Source organism: Lysinibacillus sp. FSL K6-0232 (assembly GCF_038008325.1).
Classification (GTDB): domain Bacteria; phylum Bacillota; class Bacilli; order Bacillales_A; family Planococcaceae; genus Lysinibacillus.
The window spans coordinates 2,974,574-2,991,956 of sequence record NZ_JBBOYW010000001.1 but is presented as its reverse complement, the minus strand read 5'-3'; the positions used below and the strand labels follow the sequence as shown (position 1 = coordinate 2,991,956).

18 protein-coding genes are annotated in these 17,383 nt (G+C 39.7%); 9 read left to right on the top strand and 9 right to left on the bottom strand.

The genetic code is table 11. From position 1 onward, the window contains the following. The first annotated feature begins 12 nt into the window (after nt 1–12). Nucleotides 13–462, top strand: a complete 450-nt coding sequence (locus MHB42_RS14510) for a TraR/DksA C4-type zinc finger protein (protein ID WP_340807074.1) — start codon at nt 13–15, stop codon at nt 460–462. Between the two features lie 47 nt (nt 463–509). Continuing rightward, complete coding sequence (locus MHB42_RS14505; RefSeq protein ID WP_340807073.1) at nt 510–1,436, top strand: dipeptidase; 927 nt, start codon at nt 510–512, stop codon at nt 1,434–1,436. Between the two features lie 14 nt (nt 1,437–1,450). On the opposite strand, the gene MHB42_RS14500 is transcribed toward MHB42_RS14505, so the two are convergent. Then, nucleotides 1,451–2,371 (bottom strand): 1,4-dihydroxy-2-naphthoate polyprenyltransferase, encoded by a 921-nt coding sequence (locus MHB42_RS14500; RefSeq protein ID WP_340807071.1) that lies wholly within the window; start codon nt 2,369–2,371, stop codon nt 1,451–1,453. Between the two features lie 224 nt (nt 2,372–2,595). Between MHB42_RS14500 and MHB42_RS14495 the strand changes: the two genes are divergently transcribed. The 5 genes from MHB42_RS14495 to MHB42_RS14475 all read left to right on the top strand — a co-directional run bounded on the left by MHB42_RS14495 (nt 2,596) and on the right by MHB42_RS14475 (nt 8,971). Next, the gene (locus MHB42_RS14495; protein WP_340807069.1) at nt 2,596–3,981 is read left to right on the top strand and encodes an isochorismate synthase; all 1,386 of its coding nucleotides are present in this window, start codon (nt 2,596–2,598) and stop codon (nt 3,979–3,981) included. Beyond that, the gene (gene menD, locus MHB42_RS14490; protein WP_340807067.1) at nt 3,974–5,689 is read left to right on the top strand and encodes a 2-succinyl-5-enolpyruvyl-6-hydroxy-3-cyclohexene-1-carboxylic-acid synthase; all 1,716 of its coding nucleotides are present in this window, start codon (nt 3,974–3,976) and stop codon (nt 5,687–5,689) included. Before MHB42_RS14495 ends, menD begins: the two co-directional genes overlap by 8 nt. After that, nucleotides 5,686–6,486 (top strand): 2-succinyl-6-hydroxy-2,4-cyclohexadiene-1-carboxylate synthase, encoded by an 801-nt coding sequence (menH, locus tag MHB42_RS14485; RefSeq protein ID WP_340807065.1) that lies wholly within the window; start codon nt 5,686–5,688, stop codon nt 6,484–6,486. The genes menD and menH overlap by 4 nt, the downstream gene beginning before the upstream one ends. 45 nt (nt 6,487–6,531) lie before the next feature. Further along, nucleotides 6,532–7,350, top strand: coding sequence for a 1,4-dihydroxy-2-naphthoyl-CoA synthase (gene menB / locus MHB42_RS14480; RefSeq protein ID WP_274794182.1), 819 nt, complete (start codon nt 6,532–6,534; stop codon nt 7,348–7,350). 196 nt (nt 7,351–7,546) lie between these two features. Continuing rightward, complete coding sequence (locus MHB42_RS14475; RefSeq protein WP_340808608.1) at nt 7,547–8,971, top strand: o-succinylbenzoate--CoA ligase; 1,425 nt, start codon at nt 7,547–7,549, stop codon at nt 8,969–8,971. 130 nt (nt 8,972–9,101) lie between these two features. Here MHB42_RS14475 and MHB42_RS14470 read toward each other — a convergent pair whose 3' ends face one another. Beyond that, nucleotides 9,102–10,556, bottom strand: a complete 1,455-nt coding sequence (locus MHB42_RS14470; protein ID WP_340805685.1) for an IS1182 family transposase — start codon at nt 10,554–10,556, stop codon at nt 9,102–9,104. A 414-nt stretch (nt 10,557–10,970) separates the two neighbouring features. On the opposite strand from MHB42_RS14470, the gene MHB42_RS14465 reads away from it, so the two are divergent. Continuing rightward, the gene (locus tag MHB42_RS14465) at nt 10,971–12,074 is read left to right on the top strand and encodes a transglutaminase domain-containing protein (protein WP_340807062.1); all 1,104 of its coding nucleotides are present in this window, start codon (nt 10,971–10,973) and stop codon (nt 12,072–12,074) included. Nucleotides 12,075–12,103: 29 nt separating this feature from the next. Here the strand turns inward: MHB42_RS14465 and MHB42_RS14460 are convergent, their stop codons facing one another. The 4 genes from MHB42_RS14460 to ytzI all read right to left on the bottom strand — a co-directional run bounded on the left by MHB42_RS14460 (nt 12,104) and on the right by ytzI (nt 13,960). Then, complete coding sequence (locus tag MHB42_RS14460) at nt 12,104–13,189, bottom strand: metal ABC transporter solute-binding protein, Zn/Mn family (RefSeq protein WP_340807061.1); 1,086 nt, start codon at nt 13,187–13,189, stop codon at nt 12,104–12,106. Between the two features lie 108 nt (nt 13,190–13,297). Then, the gene (yidD, locus tag MHB42_RS14455; protein ID WP_340807060.1) at nt 13,298–13,531 is read right to left on the bottom strand and encodes a membrane protein insertion efficiency factor YidD; all 234 of its coding nucleotides are present in this window, start codon (nt 13,529–13,531) and stop codon (nt 13,298–13,300) included. Further along, the gene (locus tag MHB42_RS14450) at nt 13,528–13,674 is read right to left on the bottom strand and encodes a hypothetical protein (protein ID WP_340807058.1); all 147 of its coding nucleotides are present in this window, start codon (nt 13,672–13,674) and stop codon (nt 13,528–13,530) included. Before MHB42_RS14450 ends, yidD begins: the two co-directional genes overlap by 4 nt. A 139-nt stretch (nt 13,675–13,813) precedes the next feature. Next, on the bottom strand, nt 13,814–13,960 hold the full coding sequence (ytzI, locus tag MHB42_RS14445) for a YtzI protein (protein WP_340807057.1): 147 nt from the start codon (nt 13,958–13,960) through the stop codon (nt 13,814–13,816). Nucleotides 13,961–14,099: 139 nt separating this feature from the next. Here ytzI and MHB42_RS14440 point away from each other — a divergent pair, with 139 nt between their 5' ends. Beyond that, the gene (locus MHB42_RS14440; protein ID WP_340807056.1) at nt 14,100–14,417 is read left to right on the top strand and encodes a transposase; all 318 of its coding nucleotides are present in this window, start codon (nt 14,100–14,102) and stop codon (nt 14,415–14,417) included. Nucleotides 14,418–14,458: 41 nt separating this feature from the next. On the opposite strand, the gene MHB42_RS14435 is transcribed toward MHB42_RS14440, so the two are convergent. From MHB42_RS14435 to MHB42_RS14425, 3 genes are read right to left on the bottom strand one after another with little or no spacing between them, the layout of a single operon-like run. Further along, nucleotides 14,459–15,130, bottom strand: coding sequence for an AroM family protein (locus MHB42_RS14435; protein WP_340807054.1), 672 nt, complete (start codon nt 15,128–15,130; stop codon nt 14,459–14,461). Nucleotides 15,131–15,135: 5 nt separating this feature from the next. Further along, the gene (locus MHB42_RS14430; protein ID WP_340807052.1) at nt 15,136–16,278 is read right to left on the bottom strand and encodes an amidohydrolase family protein; all 1,143 of its coding nucleotides are present in this window, start codon (nt 16,276–16,278) and stop codon (nt 15,136–15,138) included. After that, a complete protein-coding gene (locus tag MHB42_RS14425) occupies nt 16,275–17,345 on the bottom strand; it encodes an amidohydrolase family protein (RefSeq protein WP_340807050.1) in 1,071 nt (356 codons plus the stop codon). The genes MHB42_RS14430 and MHB42_RS14425 overlap by 4 nt, the downstream gene beginning before the upstream one ends. Between the last annotated feature and the right edge of the window lie 38 nt (nt 17,346–17,383).

The following is a 17,383-nucleotide window of genomic DNA, read 5'->3' as shown; positions in this document are numbered from 1 at the left end:
GAGGAGATTTTTGTGAATCAACAAGTAATGCAAAAATTGAAAAGACAATTGGAGCAAGAATTACAAGAAATTGAACAGCGACTAGATGAATCCGAACGACCACAAACAACAGAGCTATCTAATTATGATAATCATCCAGCAGATAATGCTAGCGATTTAACAGATCAGTTGACGGAAATGGCTATTGATGAGCATCGCAGTGATGACGCAGAGGAAATTAAACAAGCATTACAAGCAATGAAGGATGGAACATATGGGACATGTGTTGTCTGTGGTGAGGAAATTCCTACAGGACGTTTAGAGGCTATGCCAAAAGCATTGACCTGTGTGGAGCATGCAGAGAAAAAAGAAGAACAGCTACGACCAGTGGAAGAGGATTTGCTAGCTTCAACACCTAAATCAAATGACTTTATAGAGCTTGAGGAATTTGGCTCTTCAGATACACCGCAAGATAAAATTTAGGAAGCTTTCGCTCACAAAAACAGTATAATAGCTGTAGAGGTGAGAGGATGAAGATTATCGATTTACACTGTGATGCTCTGTTAAAATTAACAACACTTGAAACAGCCAACTTTGCAGGTGATACACGGCTAGATACGAATCATAAAAGACTACAATTAGGGCAGATAGAGGTTCAGGTATTTGCTATTTTTATTAATCCAAAAATACCGCAACAGCAGCAATTTCTTGAGGTGGTACGCCAAATTGAGGCATTTCATAGCCATGTATTACAAACAGAGGGCATGGTGCATATTACAGATTGGGCACAGCTAGAGCAATTAGCACCACATGAAATAGGCGCTATTTTAAGCTTAGAGGGCTGTGGTGCAATTGGTGAGGATTTAACTAAGCTCATCGCCATTTTAGATGTTGGTGTAAAATTAGTAGGATTAACATGGAATGAAGAAAATGCTCTTGCTCATGGAGCTGAACAGGATGCAAGTCTTGGTTTAAAACCATTTGGGAAAGAAGTTATTCAATTACTCAATAAACGTGATATCATCATTGACGTTTCACATCTTAACGAGCAAAGCTTTTGGGACGTGTTACCACTAGCGAAGCATATTATTGCAAGTCATAGTAATGCACGTGCCCTATGTGACCATCCGCGTAATTTAACAGATGCACAGGTAAAGGCTCTTGTTCAACATGGTGGTCATATCCATGTTGTTTACTATCCACCGTTTATTGGTAAGGATGCAACACTAGAGCATTTAGTAAATCATGTAGAGCATTTAGCAAATCTAGTAGGTGTTGAGCATATAGGGTTAGGCTCTGATTTTGATGGCATTGATGTGACTGTCGATGGTTTAGCACATGCAGGAGAGGCACAAAATTTAGTAGCGGCATTACGAGCACGCTTTTCAGAGGAAGAGGTACTAGGGATTACTAGTCATAATTTTAAACGTTATGTAAAAAAAACAGCAACCCATTAAGGCTGCTGCATCTGTTAATAAAAGAAATAATGAATTAATAAACCAATTCCTAATAGGAAGCCAAAGATTGTATTGGTTTGCGCTGTATATTTCATCGCAGGCATCACTTCTTTGGCTTCTTTTTTATCTCGGAAAATTTGAATAGCGCGCAATGGCTTTGGCACGCTTAAGAAGATAATAAGCGCCCAAAATGTAATACCGTCGATGGCTACAAGCGCAATTACCCATAAATAGGAAACGATAAAAAAGCCTGATAAGATAGAAATAGCACTATCACGTCCTACCAAAATCGCGAGCGTTTTGCGTCCACCCTCTGTATCCCCAACAATATCGCGTATATTATTCGATAACATAATAGCGCCAACTAGAATCATACTTGGTACAGAAAGCAAAACAGCATCTAGCGTTATTGTAAGCGTTTGAATATAGAAGGCAATCAGCACAATCCCCATGCCCATAACGGCTCCTGAAATAATTTCGCCAAACGGTGAGTAGGCAATTGGATATGGACCACCTGTATATAAATAGCCGATAAGCATACAAGCAAGTCCAACGGCTGCTAGCCACCAGGATGTTGAGGCACATATATAAATACCAAGAAGCATCGCAATGGCATAAAAGCTTAATGCAATCATCATAATCGTTTTTGGCTGTACACCATGCCGAACAATCGTCCCGCCAATTCCAACAGAGTGCTCGTTATCTAATCCCAATTTGTAATCATAATATTCATTGAACATATTCGTTGCTGCTTGGATAAGCATACTTGCAATGAGCATAGCAAAAAATAGTCCAAAATCAATTGTTTCTTGTTCAATTGCTAAGGCAATTGCTGTTCCTAGGAATACGGGAACAAATGAAGCGGTTAAAGTATGTGGACGTGTTAAATGCCACCAAACTTTCAACCCCCTATCAGCTTCAATGACTTTGGTCATAAGGTCTTTCTCTCCTTCAAATGTTGTCGACTCTTCTTATTTTAAACGAAGATTGAGAAAATGGGTAGGTTCACAGCTTATTACATACTGTTTCATGAAAAAAAGTGATACAATAGAACATGCATTTATGAACTGAAAGTAAAAAATAAGCGATAGGCAACGGTACGAATCATAGAGTTGCCAAGCAATTGATAATGTACATTGCAACAACGGAGGTAATTTTCATGCAACAGAAGTGGTACCAAGCCACAGAGGTAGAAGTGGACTCTTTGGGCCGAAACCTTCATTTTTATATGGAAACAATTGAGGTAAGCCGCTTATCTGCATTGGCATTTTATGCAGCAGGCGAGGAATGTTATAAAGGTGAACGATTTTATTGGCAAAATAGAGAAAAAACAATGACTTTAGTGGGACTTGGACATGCCCATACCATTCAAAACAATGCAAAAGATGAACGTTTTGATGCTGTAGAAGCAGAATGGAAAAGCTTAACGAAAAATTGTTTCAAACAGCAACGTGAGCTACATCCTATTTTATTTGGCGGTTTTACATTTGACCCACAGAATAATGTTGATGGAGAGTGGACGGGCTTTCCAGAAGCTTATTTTGCATTAGCAACCTTTCAACTAGTAATACGTGATGATAAATCCTATGTCAGCATTCATCTTCTAACACAGGAGCAACAGGGTGAAGAACAGCTTGAAGCATTGCGTAAGGAGCGAGATCATTTAATTCACGCGGCACAGGTTAAAGAAGTGAAAACGTATTCAAAGCCTGAAATTATAAGTTATTTCGAGCCATATAAGGACCCATATTTAGCTTCCATTGACCAAGTAACAGCATTAATTAAGCAAAAAAAGGCAGGGAAAGTTGTCATTGCACGATCACTGGCATTGCAATTTAAAGAGCCTGTATCCGCGCCACAAGTGCTCTCACAAATTATTCATGAGCAGCCAGAAAGCTATTTATTTGGCTTAGAACGTCACAATTTATTGTTCTTTGGTGCATCGCCTGAGCGTCTTGTAAAAGTGGAGGATAGGCGTGCCTTTTCATCTTGTATAGCTGGCTCGATTAAGCGAGGAAAGACAGCGGAGGAAGATGAAGCCTACGGGCAAAGCTTATTAAATGACCCTAAAAATGATGGCGAGCATCAATATGTGGTTGATATGATTGCAGATACATTCCGCAAAAATTGTGTAAATATGACGATTCCAGATCGACCACGTTTACTAAAAATACGAGATATTCAACATCTATACACACCTGTTGAAGGTCAGTTAAATCAAGAAGCAACGATACTACAGCTTACAAAATCATTGCATCCAACACCAGCCTTAGGCGGTGTACCACGTCAAGAAGCACTAGCGGCTATACGTAAATATGAGCCGATGAATCGTGGGCTGTATGCGGGGCCGATTGGCTGGATGGATGCAGAGGGCAATGGTGAATTTGCAGTGGCTATTCGTTCAGCTGCGCTATTGCAAGATAAAGCGTATTTATATGCTGGTGGCGGTATAGTAGCAGATTCAGAGCCACAATCTGAATATGAAGAAACATTAGTGAAATTCCGTCCAATGCTTCGTGCGTTAGGAGGACAATTACATGAGTGAACGACAAATTTTAAGTGACTATGTATATACAATGGTGGCATCATTAGTCCAGACTGGTGTAGAAAACGTTGTCATTAGTCCTGGCTCACGCTCAACACCACTTGCTTATGCATTTGCTTCAGCAAAGCAACTAACGATGTATCGACAGGTAGATGAACGTTCTGCAGCTTTCTTTGCATTAGGGTTAGCGAAGGCTACTGCAAAGCCTGTTGTTTTATTATGTACATCTGGTACAGCAGCGGCAAACTATTTTCCTGCAATTGTAGAGGCAAGCTATGCACGTGTGCCGTTAATTATCATAACGGCTGATCGCCCGCATGAATTACGAGAAGTAGGCGCACCACAGGCAATTCATCAGCCCAATTTATATGGCACACATGTAAAATGGAGTGTGGATTTCCCGCTAGCAGATGGTGCGGCACCAACATTGCCCTTTATAGAGCATCATCTTGCGCGTGCGGTAGCGATTGCAACAAGTGCACCATTTGGGCCAGTACATATTAATGTACCGTTCCGTGAGCCGCTATTAATTGATTTTTACAGTGAGCTACCACCAGCAACATTCAAGCATAGCCATATAGGACAATTAATCCCAACAACTGCTGCACAGCAGCAGCTTTCGGCTATTTTACAAGCAACGAAAAAAGGTTTTCTTATTATTGGTGAATTACCCCTCGGCACAGATTTATCCGTTGTATGGGAATTTGTACGCCAGTTAAAATGGCCAGTGATTGTTGAAAGCTTATCAAATATGCGTGCAGCCATCCCAGAGGATTGTTTACCATATATTATGGCGACCTATGATGCTATTATGAAAAGCGAGGATTTTCAAGCACTTGTCCAGCCTGACACAGTATTGCGCTTAGGGGCACAGCCTGTGTCAAAATTTATCATGCAATTTATTACAAAATCACAGCCAAATGCTTATATTATTATTGATGAGGATGCGATGTTTAGAGATGCTACAGGTGTGTCTACACATTTTATTCACGCCAATATCGGACAGTGGCTAACACAATTAACGCCTTCAAACACAGCGTTTGATGAGGCTTATCTTGTCAAATGGCAAAAGGCTCATGCACTGGCTACCATGTATATTGAGCAGCATTCAGAAGTAGCAAAGGATGAAGGGGCAATTGTGAGTCGGTTGCTAAAGATGATTCCTGATGGCAGCGATATTTTTGTTAGCAGCAGTATGCCAATACGTGATATAGATACATTTTTACTGCCCACACCAAAGGATTTACGTATTTTTGCAAACCGTGGGGCAAATGGAATTGATGGTGTTGTGTCAACAGCTTTAGGCTTTAGTCAAGCGAATGATAGAGAAACGTATTTATTGATTGGCGATTTAGCCTTTTTACATGATATCAACGGCTTAATTGCATCTAGGTATCAGTCATGTCATATAACGATTATTGTGTTAAATAACGATGGTGGGGGTATTTTCTCTTATTTACCACAGTCAACAGTCGAGGCACATTATGAGGATTTATTTGGTACACCAACTGCATTGACATTCCATGATATTGCCAAGATGTATGATATGGATTATATACGCGTGGATACGATAGATGAGCTATCAGAAAAATTTTCAACGGTGAGAAAGCAGCCTTTACGTTTAATCGAAATTTTTACGGACCGAGCAGAAAATGTCAAGGCACACCGAGAGCTGTGGCAGCGTATTAATACGGAGCTAAAAGCATGATGATTCGAGGACTCGAAACGCATATTGAGATATGGAATAAGGATGCCCCTTCTACATTAGTTGCTTTGCACGGCTTTACAGGAAGTACAGCAACATGGCATTATTTAGCGCAAGCGTTGCCAAATGTACGAGTGGTGGCAATTGATTTAATTGGGCATGGACGAACAGCCGTACCAGCGCACGTGCAGCGTTTTTCAATGGAGGAGCAAGTACAGGATTTAGAAGAAATATGCTGTCAGCTTCAGTTAGAGAAATTTACGCTATTAGGCTATTCAATGGGGGGCAGAATTGCCTTGTCCTATGCTATGTCATATCCAGAGCGTATTGATAAGCTTATTTTAGAAAGTGCTTCACCAGGACTACGCACGGCAGCAGAACGAGCTGAGCGTTGTGAGCAGGATGAGGCACTCGCCCAAAAAATTATAGCAAATGGTATCGAATCATTTGTCAATGCGTGGGAAAATATCCCGCTTTTTGCAACACAGCAGCAGCTCCCTAAAAGTGTACGAGAAGCTGTGCGAGCAGAAAGGCTGTCACAGAAGGCGGAAGGATTGGCAGGAAGCTTAAGAGGTATTGGCACAGGTGTCCAACCTTCAAATTGGGAGCGGCTGGAGCAGCTAGTCATCCCTGTCCTTCTTTTAACAGGAGCATTGGATAAGAAATTTTGTAAAATCGCACAAGAAATGAAAGCGTTATTAAAGAATGGCACACATATAACCGTAAATCATGCGGGACATGCAATTCATGTGGAAAATCCCGCTGAGTTTGCTACAATAGTAGAGGAGTATTTAACGTAGTATTCCTCGCTTTATAACGAATTTCTTAATATAGGAGGCAATTCAATGACACGTCAATGGACTACATTACATACTTATGAAGATATTAAGTATGAGTTCTATAACGGTATCGCAAAAATTACGATTAACCGTCCAGAAGTGCGCAACGCATTCCGCCCAAAAACAGTGATGGAAATGATTGATGCATTCTCACGCGCACGTGATGACAAAAATATCGGTGTAATTATTTTAACAGGCGAAGGTGAGCATGCTTTCTGCTCAGGCGGCGACCAAAAAGTTCGCGGACATGGTGGCTACGTAGGAGAAGATGAAATCCCGCGTCTAAACGTTCTAGATTTACAACGTTTAATCCGTGTAATTCCAAAGCCTGTAGTGGCAATGGTAGCAGGCTATGCAATTGGCGGAGGACATGTTTTACATGTTGTTTGTGACTTAACAATTGCTGCTGATAATGCTCGCTTTGGACAAACTGGACCAAAAGTAGGCTCATTCGATGCTGGTTATGGCTCAGGCTATCTTGCTCGTATTATTGGACATAAAAAGGCACGTGAAATTTGGTATCTTTGCCGTCAATACGATGCACAGCAAGCACTTGATATGGGCTTAGTCAATACAGTTGTACCTTATGAGCAACTGGAAGATGAAACGGTTCAATGGTGTGAAGAAATGCTACAAATGTCACCAACTGCTCTACGCTTCTTAAAAGCAGCGATGAATGCAGATACAGATGGCTTAGCAGGTCTTCAACAAATGGCTGGCGACGCAACACTTCTTTACTACACAACAGATGAAGCAAAAGAAGGTCGCGATGCCTTCAAAGAAAAACGTCAACCTGACTTCGGTCAATTCCCAAGATTCCCTTGATGTAACAAACAGCTCGTATCTTTTGAGAGATACGGGCTTTTTTTATATGCGGAGGCGGATAGAACTGCGAAAGTGATGGATAGACCTATAAAAGTGACAGATAGAGCCACCAAAATAAAGGATAGCCACATAAAACCGATGGATGGACAAGGAATAGAGGAAAGCGATAAGATATAGGATGATTGGAGTGACAACTATGTATCCAAATTGGATTTTACAGCGAGCTTATTTAACGCCACATCGTACAGCATTGAAGTATAAAGAACAAAGCTGGACATTTCAGCAATTAAATAATGTATCACTAAAGCGAGCTCGTCAATTAGCAGCACTTGGTATTCAACAAGGGGATCGTATCGCGATTATGGGGCCGAGTAAGCCAGACCTTGTGGTAATACTCTATGCCTGTATGCATTTACAGTGTGAAATGGTGATGCTCAATCGACGACTATCGCAGGATGAGCTGGCATATCAGCTAGAGGATTCTGAGGCAGTGGTGGTATTAATTGCGGATGAGGATGTTGCAAAATTACCTTCTGAAACAGCATATCATGTCTTTTCAACAATTGCAGAGGGCATGGAAGAACCTCTTAATATTGCTAAGGAATGGCCAATCCATCAAACAACAACCATTATGTATACATCAGGTACAACGGGTTTTCCAAAAGGGGTTCGTCAAACAGTTGGCAATCATCAGGCTAGTGCAACCGCCTCTGTCCTTAATATTGGGCTACAGCCTCATGATGTTTGGCTCTGTGCAGTGCCGTTATTCCATATTAGTGGATTTTCGATATTAGTACGCTCATTGCTATATGGCAATCAAATTTATTTGTATGATCAATTTGATGTAGAAGCCATTGCACAAAATATTATAGACGGGGATGTTACACATATGTCAGTTGTTGCTGTAACATTGGAAAGAATTTTACATATGTTAGAGCAGCGCAATGCGAAAGCCTCACCGCAATTTAAGCTAATGCTAGCAGGAGGGGGACCTGTGCCTATTGATTATTTAACAAGGGCACATGCCTTAAATCTAGCAGTTGCCCAAACATATGGTATGACAGAAACCTCCTCACAAACTGCTACGTTGGCAAGCGAAGATGCAATGCGCAAGTTAGGCTCTGCAGGAAAGCCATTATTTTTCAATCAAATTCAAATTGCTGAGCCCAATGCCTTTGGTGAAGGGGAAATTTGTATTCGTGGCCCACATGTGACACCCGGCTATATCGGACGCTTTGCACAAAAAAGCGCAACGATTGATGGCTGGCTGCATACAGGGGATATTGGGTATATTGATAAAGATGGTTATTTATTTGTGATTGACCGCAGAGCAGATTTAATTATTTCGGGTGGGGAAAATATTTACCCTGCTGAAATTGAAAATGTTCTGCTGACACATCCTGCTGTTCAAGAAGCGGGTGTTTGCGGAAGACATGATGATAAATGGGGGCAAGTCCCTATTGCATTTGTTGTACTAAAGGAGCAGGTGTCTATAGAGCAATTACACGTATTTTGCTTACGAAAGCTTGCTAAATATAAAGTGCCACAAGAAATTATCGTAACAGATAGCCTACCACGCAACGGAGCTAATAAGCTAGTAAGACGAAAATTAGTACAATAATAAAAGAAGCCTTCTAACAATGAGGGCACTGAAAAACTTACATTTTTTACGATGAATTAGTTTTTCAAACAAAAATAAGGCACTTTCCATTCGTTTTTGAATGGAAGGTGCCTTATTTCTTTCTTTTTTCCTACTCTTTTTCACTCAGTAGTTTGAGTATCCGTTTCAGATTGACCGCAAAGATCGTCGTGGCTCCTTGAATTTCCATGCCAAATAAACCCGCCGATTTTGCTGTTTTAAAGCCGTGTGGGTTCTTTAATTCACTATTTTTCGCTTCGATTTTATAGCGTTTGCTGGCAAGTGCTTTGAATTCGGCTGTTTCCTGGAATGCTGCTTGTTCTTGATGTGTATCGGATTGAATCGTTACACTATACGTTTTACTTTTCGCCCCTTCCTTATAACAGCCCTCTCGCATCGGGCAAACTTTACATTTTTCAATATCAAAATGAAACGTTAAACTTTGATTCAGGGTTTTCCTGCCCGTACGTCTTTTGTGAGTTGCCATGTGCCCCGCTGGACAAACAAACATACCCGCATCCTTGTTATAATCAAATTCAATTTTCCGTTGTCCGCTGCCATTTGTGATTACTGGATTTAACTTTGAAATTAACTGAAACTGCTCCGATTTTGCATACACTAAATTCTCTTTCCAGGAATAGGCGGCATCACCAATCACCGTGTCAATTTCCATGCCGGCAGTTCTACTTTTCTCTACCAACTCTTGTAAATAGTGCCCATCACTTTTTTCACCCGTCGTCACAACCGCTGCTGTAATAATACGTTCATCACTCATCGCAATATGCGTTTTAAAACCAAAGAAAGAAGAATCTGCTGACTTATGGCCAACACGTGCATCCGGATCATTTGAATAGCTTAAATGATTCTCATAATCATCTATCACTTCTTTTAAAACATTTAATTTTTCTTTCACAGCCGGGATTTGTGCAACCTTTGATTGTGTTTCGACTGCTTCAACTACTTGACGACAGTAATCTAATTCTTCTGTGACTTCATTTGACGCAGGCTTCTCAGGGAATTTTCCGACCATGTTTTCGTCTAGTTGATACACGGCTTTACGTACATTTTTGGATTTTTCCTGTAAAAATTCTTTGGGCGTTTTCTGGTTATATCGCGCTTTTGTATGGGTAGCGTCGACAATCACCATTTTACTAAGGAGTAGTCCTTTCTCTAAAGCAATTTCAACAGTTTTCTGAATCAGTAAATCTAATAAATTCATATCTTGAAGACGGAGTCGACGGAATTTTGTCAGGGAACTGGGGTCGATCACTTCCTCTTCTGGTGCCATATCTAAAAAATATTTAAAGGACATATCGAATTTTGAACGTTCGATAAGGTCGGCATCCGACAGGTCATGAATCGCTTTTAACAGTAAATATTTAAACATGCGAATCGGTGGAATCGCGTTACGGCCATTAACTAAACAGTATTTCGATTTTAGTTCGTCTAGAATAAATGAGAAATCCACAAGTTCATTGATTTGGCGAAGCATATTGTCCTTTGGAATAATTAAATCGTACAACGCCATGTACGGGCTTAAATTGAATGTTTCCTGTTTAGAAATCATGGTCGCACCACCTTTTATTAGTCCTTTAATTATACAGGAAATTTGTGAGATTATACGAGAGGAAAACCCTTCTAGTGATGAAAGTGGTCCCAGTTGATTGGAATGGAGGCGGCGACTTCTGCGGGAACAGCACGAGCGGAAGCACCCGGACTGAGCAAAGCGAGGGAGAAGGCTGGAGCCGTGCCCGCGAAACGCGTCCGCCGCAATGGAAATCAACGGCATCGAAGAAAAAGAGAGTACAGGAACGAATATTCGTTCCTGTACTCTCTCACTTGTGCCTGAGGGACTTTTTCAGTGCCCTCCTAACAATGGAGGCTTCTTTTATTATTTGCAAAAACTAGTATGAAATTTTTCTTTCCTTAACATAATAAAAAAAAGAGAGGCATAAACTATTAGTAAAGGAGAATGACTCAGATGAGGAAATATATATATAATGTTGTCATTATATTATTTGTTCTACAAATGAGTCATGTGCAAGTATTTGCAAATTATGAAAAAAATAATCTAGCAACTGCTGATTCAATAGGAACATTACAAGCTCTTATTTTCCAAGAGGTTATGCAGTTCTCAACCGAATTTTCTATTCGCTATACAGGTGATGTAGCTACTATTAAAGATGAACTAACAGAAATCACGAAAGCTGCTATTCAAAATGATTATATTTATGCGAATATCTCTAGCTTTAAATGGAAGTATAATGGAACTAATAATAATATTGTCATTGACTTTACATTTACGTATCATATGTCGCAAGCAGAGGCAGCATTTGTAGAGCAAACATTGGCAACGATTATTGCACCTATGCATGGATTTAATGATCTAGAAAAATTACAGGCTGCACATGATTTTATTGTTTTATCCACGGAATACTCCAAAGAAACAGAAGGAAGTCAATATTCCCCTTATACATTACTAACAGAAAATAAGGGCGTCTGTCAGGCATATGCTTTAGTGCTGTACCGAATGCTAGAAATGCTGGGCTTTGAGGTGCGCTATGTACCTGGCAAAGCAGGTGAACAGTTACACGCATGGGTATTAGTGAAGCTTGATCATGCTTGGTATCATATTGATGTTACATGGGATGACCCGCTGCCTGATCACAAGGGAGAGGTTCGCTATCAATATTTTTTACAATCAGATCGTCAGCTATCACAAGATCATATATGGGATTATATGAAATTCCCTGCTGCGACAAGTGAAAAATATAGAGAAATGCAGCAAATGACAAAAACGCAAAATGGGCAATTTAGCTTTCCACACAATTTAGGATTATCTGCTATAAATGAACATAAGCTAGCTATTCAGCAGCCAACAAAGCTTGTGGCTTCAAAACAAAGTGAGCAAGAAGCGTTCACGATGGATGAATGGGTACTACTGCATACAGAAAGCTTTGTCATTTTTACAGAAATGCTATCCACAAATATTGTACTAAAAACAAGCTCGTCTACATCTATTGATCGAGTGGAGAAACGTATGCCGCAAGAAAAATACGTCATACGAAAGGAGGTGCCCCAGTGAATATTTGGGACACCTCCTTCCTTGTGCTATTAATGAGTGTTTAGAGCTTTTTCTAATGTTTGAATATTTTTCTCCATTAGCGTAAAGTATGTTTCATTATTTTTTTCATCATCAGCTGTTAGGACACTTAAATTATGCAAAACTAGTGATTCAGCTCCAACTTCTTTTTGAATAACCTCCGCTAATTTAGAAGAAACATTTTGCTCAAATAAAATATAGTGAATATGCAATTCATTTGCTTTATCAACAATTTTTGTTAATTCCTTTTGAGATGGCTCATCCTGAGAATTTAATCCTGCAATTGGTACTTGTGTTAAGCCGTATTGACCCGCAATATAACCAAATGCAGCATGAGATACAAAGAATGTTTTATCTTGTGCACCATCAGCCATCGCTTTAAAGTCACTATCTAAATCCTGTAACTCTTTCACTAATGCTTCATAATTTGAGTTAAATGTAGCTTCCTGTTCAGGCATTTTTTCAACAAGTGTATTTTTAATAGCAAGTGCTAAATCTTGGCTAATTGTGGGTGATAGCCAAACATGTGGGTCAATATCGCCATGGTCATGGTCGTGACCTTCATGCTCATGCGCTTCCGCCTCATGGTCGTGCTCTTCATGCTCGTGTGCTTCTACCTCATGGTCGTGACCTTCATGCTCATGTGCTTCCGCCTCATGGTCATGCTCTTCATCTTCTGGATGTACATGACCAGTGCTTATGGCTAATTTTTCCTCTGCTACTTGGTCAGCCGTTGCTACCATTGTAACATCCTCATTTGCTAATGTTTTTTTCGCATTTTCCACAAAGCCTTCAAGCCCTAAGCCAATATAGAAAAAGATTTCTGCATCCGCTAGTTTCATCATATCCTTTTGAGTTGGCTCAAAGGTATGCTCATTTGCTCCAGCAGGATAAATAGAAGATACATCAACAAAATCTCCGCCAATGCGCTCTGCAAAATAGCTTAAAGGATAGACTGTTGTATAAATGGCTAACTTATCACTCCCAGTATCTTTGGCCTTGCTATCAGATTGTTGGGAAGTTGAAGCTTTATCACCGCAGGCAGCAGTAAATACAGCAAGAACTGCAACTAGAAATACTAAATATACTTTTTTCATCTAATTAAATATCTCCTTTAAATAGTAATGATTACGGTTTGCTTTTTGGAACAGTTACTATAATAACGCACAATTTTAAAAAGCACAAGAAAAAATGACCTTCGAAAATTAATTTTTTTTCGAAGGCCATTTTTCTGGCACAGGATCAAAGCCACCAGCATGAAATGGATGACATTTGAATACCCGTATTATTGTTAATAAAAAGCCCTTGAACGCTCCATGTTTTTGAAATGCCTCAAGCCCATAGGAGGAGCATGTAGGATGGAAGCGACAAGTAGGCGGGGTCATTGGTGAGATAAACTTTCTATAAAATTGAATAAGCCAAATAAAAGGATATTTCATCTTTGCTCATCCTCTTGTTTAGGCTTTGCATCAACGGTTTGAGCAAAAATATGTTTATTTTTCTTGTAAATAATAATTGCTGCTACAGCAAACATTAGCATCATCATGGCAATCATTATAATAATTGGTAATGGCACACCCATTGCTTTCACTCCAAATTCATTAAATCAATTATGCCCCAGCGCGTAATTGTACCTGTCGCTAATGCTTTTGGTACATAAAACATCAGCCGCTGACGCTTCGCTTTCGATACAAAAAGAATTTGCTAAACCAAGATAATAACTAGTTCTCATCTTGCTGATAGTTGTTTTTTGGTTTTTCATCAATCGTATGTTGAAAGGCATATGCACGGTTGACACTAATAATTGTTGCCATAGTAATAAAAATAACGATAATAATCGCAACGATTAAGAGCGCAGTTAAACTCATAGCATCCACTCCGTTTATTAAGTTTAGTATTTATATTATAAATGATTCACTGTTCTTAAGTGTGAAGGAAGTTTGACATTCCAGCGAATAAAATCACTGCTTTTCCTCCATACTATGGAAAAAGGAGTGAATCGTCAAGATGGAGCGTCACCGTGTATATTTTTCACTTGCCAATAGAACCTATTATACAAATCCATATGCAGGGCCTTGGAATTTTGAGCTAAATATTGATCGACAAGGATTAGATGTTTTTGAAAAAATTTTTCAGCAAATGCAGCTACTAGAAATTTCGAATGCATGGCGTGCACAACTACCCTATATACAATATCATCTAGATCAAGAAAATGATGAAATTGATCGACGTTTAATGAAGATTTATGCACTTGTTCATGAGTATGGAGATGATGATACAAAAGCATTTGTTGAGCAATTACCTTATTTCAATAAACGTGTCTAGCATGCTAAAAGATCACTGAATAAACAGCGACCTTTTTAGCATTAACAAATTGCTTTTAAAATTGTAAATACAGCTTCCCTTGGAACAATAATTGGTATAGAAAGCTTATCTTTGATTTTATTTTTCATTGTTGTGGAGTAACCCATGCAATCAAGAATAAGTAAATCGCTTCCTTGGGATTCTAGTTGCTGTGCCTTTGCCAATAAATCTTGGTCATTAAAACGGTAGGGTGAGCTAGCTGAGAAAAGCACATTAAATTGTGCTTTTTGCCATTTCTCAGCTACTGTTAGCTGCTGCTCAGGTTCAGGGCCGATTAAGCCAAGTGTTAATTCTGTATGTAAGCCCTTTACTAAATTTGTCATCATACGATCAGGCAATAATAGATTTTTAAAGGTTAGCTTATTGGCAAAATCGCCTGTGCACATTAATAAAACCCATGTGAATTCCTGTAAATCATCAATGCGTTTATGAATATAAGGCATAAGCTTTTGTTTGCTTAGCTTCACTTGCTGACCATTTGCAAGAAGTGTGACTAACACATCTGTATCTTTATGTGACGGTGCAAGTGCAGCAATTTCAGCAGAAGAGAGTAAATCAAGTACACCGAATTCATCGACATGTAAGCCTGCCTCTCTTAATTGCTGAATATCGTTTGCCATATCTTTACGAGGTGCTTGACCAATTGTTACAACAGCAATTTTTGAGTTTTCCACTATACTCACTCCGCTTCGTAATATTTTTGTCCATTTACATATGTTTGTAAAACCTTCGCCTCTGTTTCAAAAATAGGATGTGACCAAACAACAAAATCCGCATCTTTGCCTTCCTCAAGGCTACCAATTCGATGATCGAGTTGAACAAGCTTAGCTGCATTGATTGTAATACTTTTTAAAGCTGTATCGTGATCTAAGCCATAGCGAATGGCTTCAGTGGCACAATATTTTAAATATTGAATTGGCACAAAAGGATGATCAGTCATAATAGCAAATGGAATCTGATGCTCCTTAAACATAGCTGCAATTGCTGGTGTAGAATTGCGTGTTTCGTATTTTGAGGGTGTTAACATATAGGGACCAAGTGTTGCATGAAATCCACTATTTTTTACTGCATCAATGATTAGGTGACCTTCTGTACAATGCTCTAAATGGAGCTGAACATCAAATTCTTTAGCGATTCTAATAGCGGTCATAATATCATCTGCCCGATGGCAATGAAGGCGCAAAGGCATATCACCTCGTAGCACCTCAATAAATGGGCGTAGCTCTGTATTATGTTTGATCTGCTCATCTTGTTCCTGCGGCTGAAGCTGATTGGCACGTTGGAAGCCATCACGTAAAAGCTGAGCAATTGCCATACGTGTCATAGGCTTGCGTTTATATTGATTGCCAAAGACGTTTTTAGGATTTTCTCCTAAAGCCCCCTTTAAGCCACTACGCTCTACTAAAACACGTGAGTCAAGGGTTGGACCTGCTGTTTTAAGGATGCTCCAAATGCCTCCAATAACATTGGCACTGCCTGGTCCTGTTTGCACAGTTGTGACGCCACCTTCCAGTGCGTGCTGAAAGGAAAAGTGACGAATATCTACACTATCTAAAGCATGCATAAGCGGTGTAAAGGGCTCACTATATTCATTTGCATCATTAATCTCTTCTGTTACCTCAGCCCATGTGCCAACATGTGCATGGATATCAATTAGCCCTGGTGTCACATAAGCCCCCTGTAAATCTACTGTTGTTGCATCAGCAGGAATTTCTTTAGCTGGACCTATATAAACAATACGACCGTTTTGCACCCATAGCTGCTCAAAAATATCATTCTGTTCATTGACTGTGAGAAATTTTGCATGGTGATAAATAATCATTGTGCTATACCTTCTTCCCGTGCATAAACTTTTTTCCCTTTAATAAAAGTAGCGATAACCTGTGCATCTAACTCTAGTGGATGCTTATCCCATATAACAAAATCAGCATAAAGCCCATTGCGAATAGCCCCTGTTTTATGGGCAATACCAAGAAAGTTAGCAGCTCCTGCTGTTAATGCATAAAGAACATCTGAACGTGTCATTCCTTCTCTTACGGCTAAACAGCCTTCTAGTGTAAGATGTGATGTACTGCTAGTAGGGTGGTCTGTACAAAAAACAAACGGAATATTGAGCTGTGATAGCTGGCGATAAAGCTTTGGCGAAAGTGCCATCATTTCATTATGCTCGATATAGCGGAATGTTGGACCAGCAATAACCGTTGGGAAAGCTGCTTCCTGCAGAAGCGGTAGTTCAGTGCCATGAATAATATGAAAATCAAAAGCTTCGTTAAATTCTTGCTGAAGTCGACCAATAAATTCAATATCCACTGCTTTATGTGCACGAATCATAACTTTTTGGATGGCTGGTTCTTGCTGTTGAATACGCTGCAATGTTTCTCTTAAAATATTAGCGATGCCCATACGTGTTAATGGCTTGCTCTTTTCAGCAAAAAATGTACTTTTTGCTTGATGTCCGATGGAGAATGCATAGGCAACATCTTGTGAGATAACCATTTCATCAACCGTTGGATGTGTATGATGGATAATTGCTGTTTTTGCCCCAATCAGGCTTTTAGGGGAGGGCACAATATGAGATGCTGTCACCCCATGTGAGATGGCTTTGTGAAATGCTGCATCAAAAGGGTAGATACCATCAACGACAGAATATTGTAAATGTGCATCAGATTCATAGCTATCATCACCTTCCCAGCGAATACCTATTTCTGCTAAACCAATTTGTGAGCAACTGTCAATAAAGCCCGGGGTAATATAATAGCCATCTAAATTGATTTCCGTGTCAGCGGTATTGGAAGATTGCTCGAAAAATTGTCCTTGCACTTGAAATGATTGTTGGTCGAAGTTACGAGTGTCAGTGTTAAAAACAAGTCCATTTATATAGCGAGTCATCGGATTCAATCTCTCCTTATGAAGAGAAAAGCGGAGAT

Coding starts and splice junctions, on each gene's coding strand:
- MHB42_RS14430 (WP_340807052.1), bottom strand. CDS start 16,278: ATGATTATTTATCACCATGCAAAATTTCTCACAGTCAATGAACAGAAT.
- MHB42_RS14425 (WP_340807050.1), bottom strand. CDS start 17,345: ATGACTCGCTATATAAATGGACTTGTTTTTAACACTGACACTCGTAAC.
- menH (WP_340807065.1), top strand. CDS start 5,686: ATGATGATTCGAGGACTCGAAACGCATATTGAGATATGGAATAAGGAT.
- menD (WP_340807067.1), top strand. CDS start 3,974: ATGAGTGAACGACAAATTTTAAGTGACTATGTATATACAATGGTGGCA.
- MHB42_RS14450 (WP_340807058.1), bottom strand. CDS start 13,674: ATGGGTGTGCCATTACCAATTATTATAATGATTGCCATGATGATGCTA.
- MHB42_RS14460 (WP_340807061.1), bottom strand. CDS start 13,189: ATGAAAAAAGTATATTTAGTATTTCTAGTTGCAGTTCTTGCTGTATTT.
- MHB42_RS14495 (WP_340807069.1), top strand. CDS start 2,596: ATGCAACAGAAGTGGTACCAAGCCACAGAGGTAGAAGTGGACTCTTTG.
- menB (WP_274794182.1), top strand. CDS start 6,532: ATGACACGTCAATGGACTACATTACATACTTATGAAGATATTAAGTAT.
- MHB42_RS14505 (WP_340807073.1), top strand. CDS start 510: ATGAAGATTATCGATTTACACTGTGATGCTCTGTTAAAATTAACAACA.
- yidD (WP_340807060.1), bottom strand. CDS start 13,531: ATGAAATATCCTTTTATTTGGCTTATTCAATTTTATAGAAAGTTTATC.
- MHB42_RS14475 (WP_340808608.1), top strand. CDS start 7,547: ATGTATCCAAATTGGATTTTACAGCGAGCTTATTTAACGCCACATCGT.
- MHB42_RS14465 (WP_340807062.1), top strand. CDS start 10,971: ATGAGGAAATATATATATAATGTTGTCATTATATTATTTGTTCTACAA.
- MHB42_RS14470 (WP_340805685.1), bottom strand. CDS start 10,556: ATGATTTCTAAACAGGAAACATTCAATTTAAGCCCGTACATGGCGTTG.
- MHB42_RS14500 (WP_340807071.1), bottom strand. CDS start 2,371: ATGACCAAAGTCATTGAAGCTGATAGGGGGTTGAAAGTTTGGTGGCAT.
- MHB42_RS14440 (WP_340807056.1), top strand. CDS start 14,100: ATGGAGCGTCACCGTGTATATTTTTCACTTGCCAATAGAACCTATTAT.
- ytzI (WP_340807057.1), bottom strand. CDS start 13,960: ATGAGTTTAACTGCGCTCTTAATCGTTGCGATTATTATCGTTATTTTT.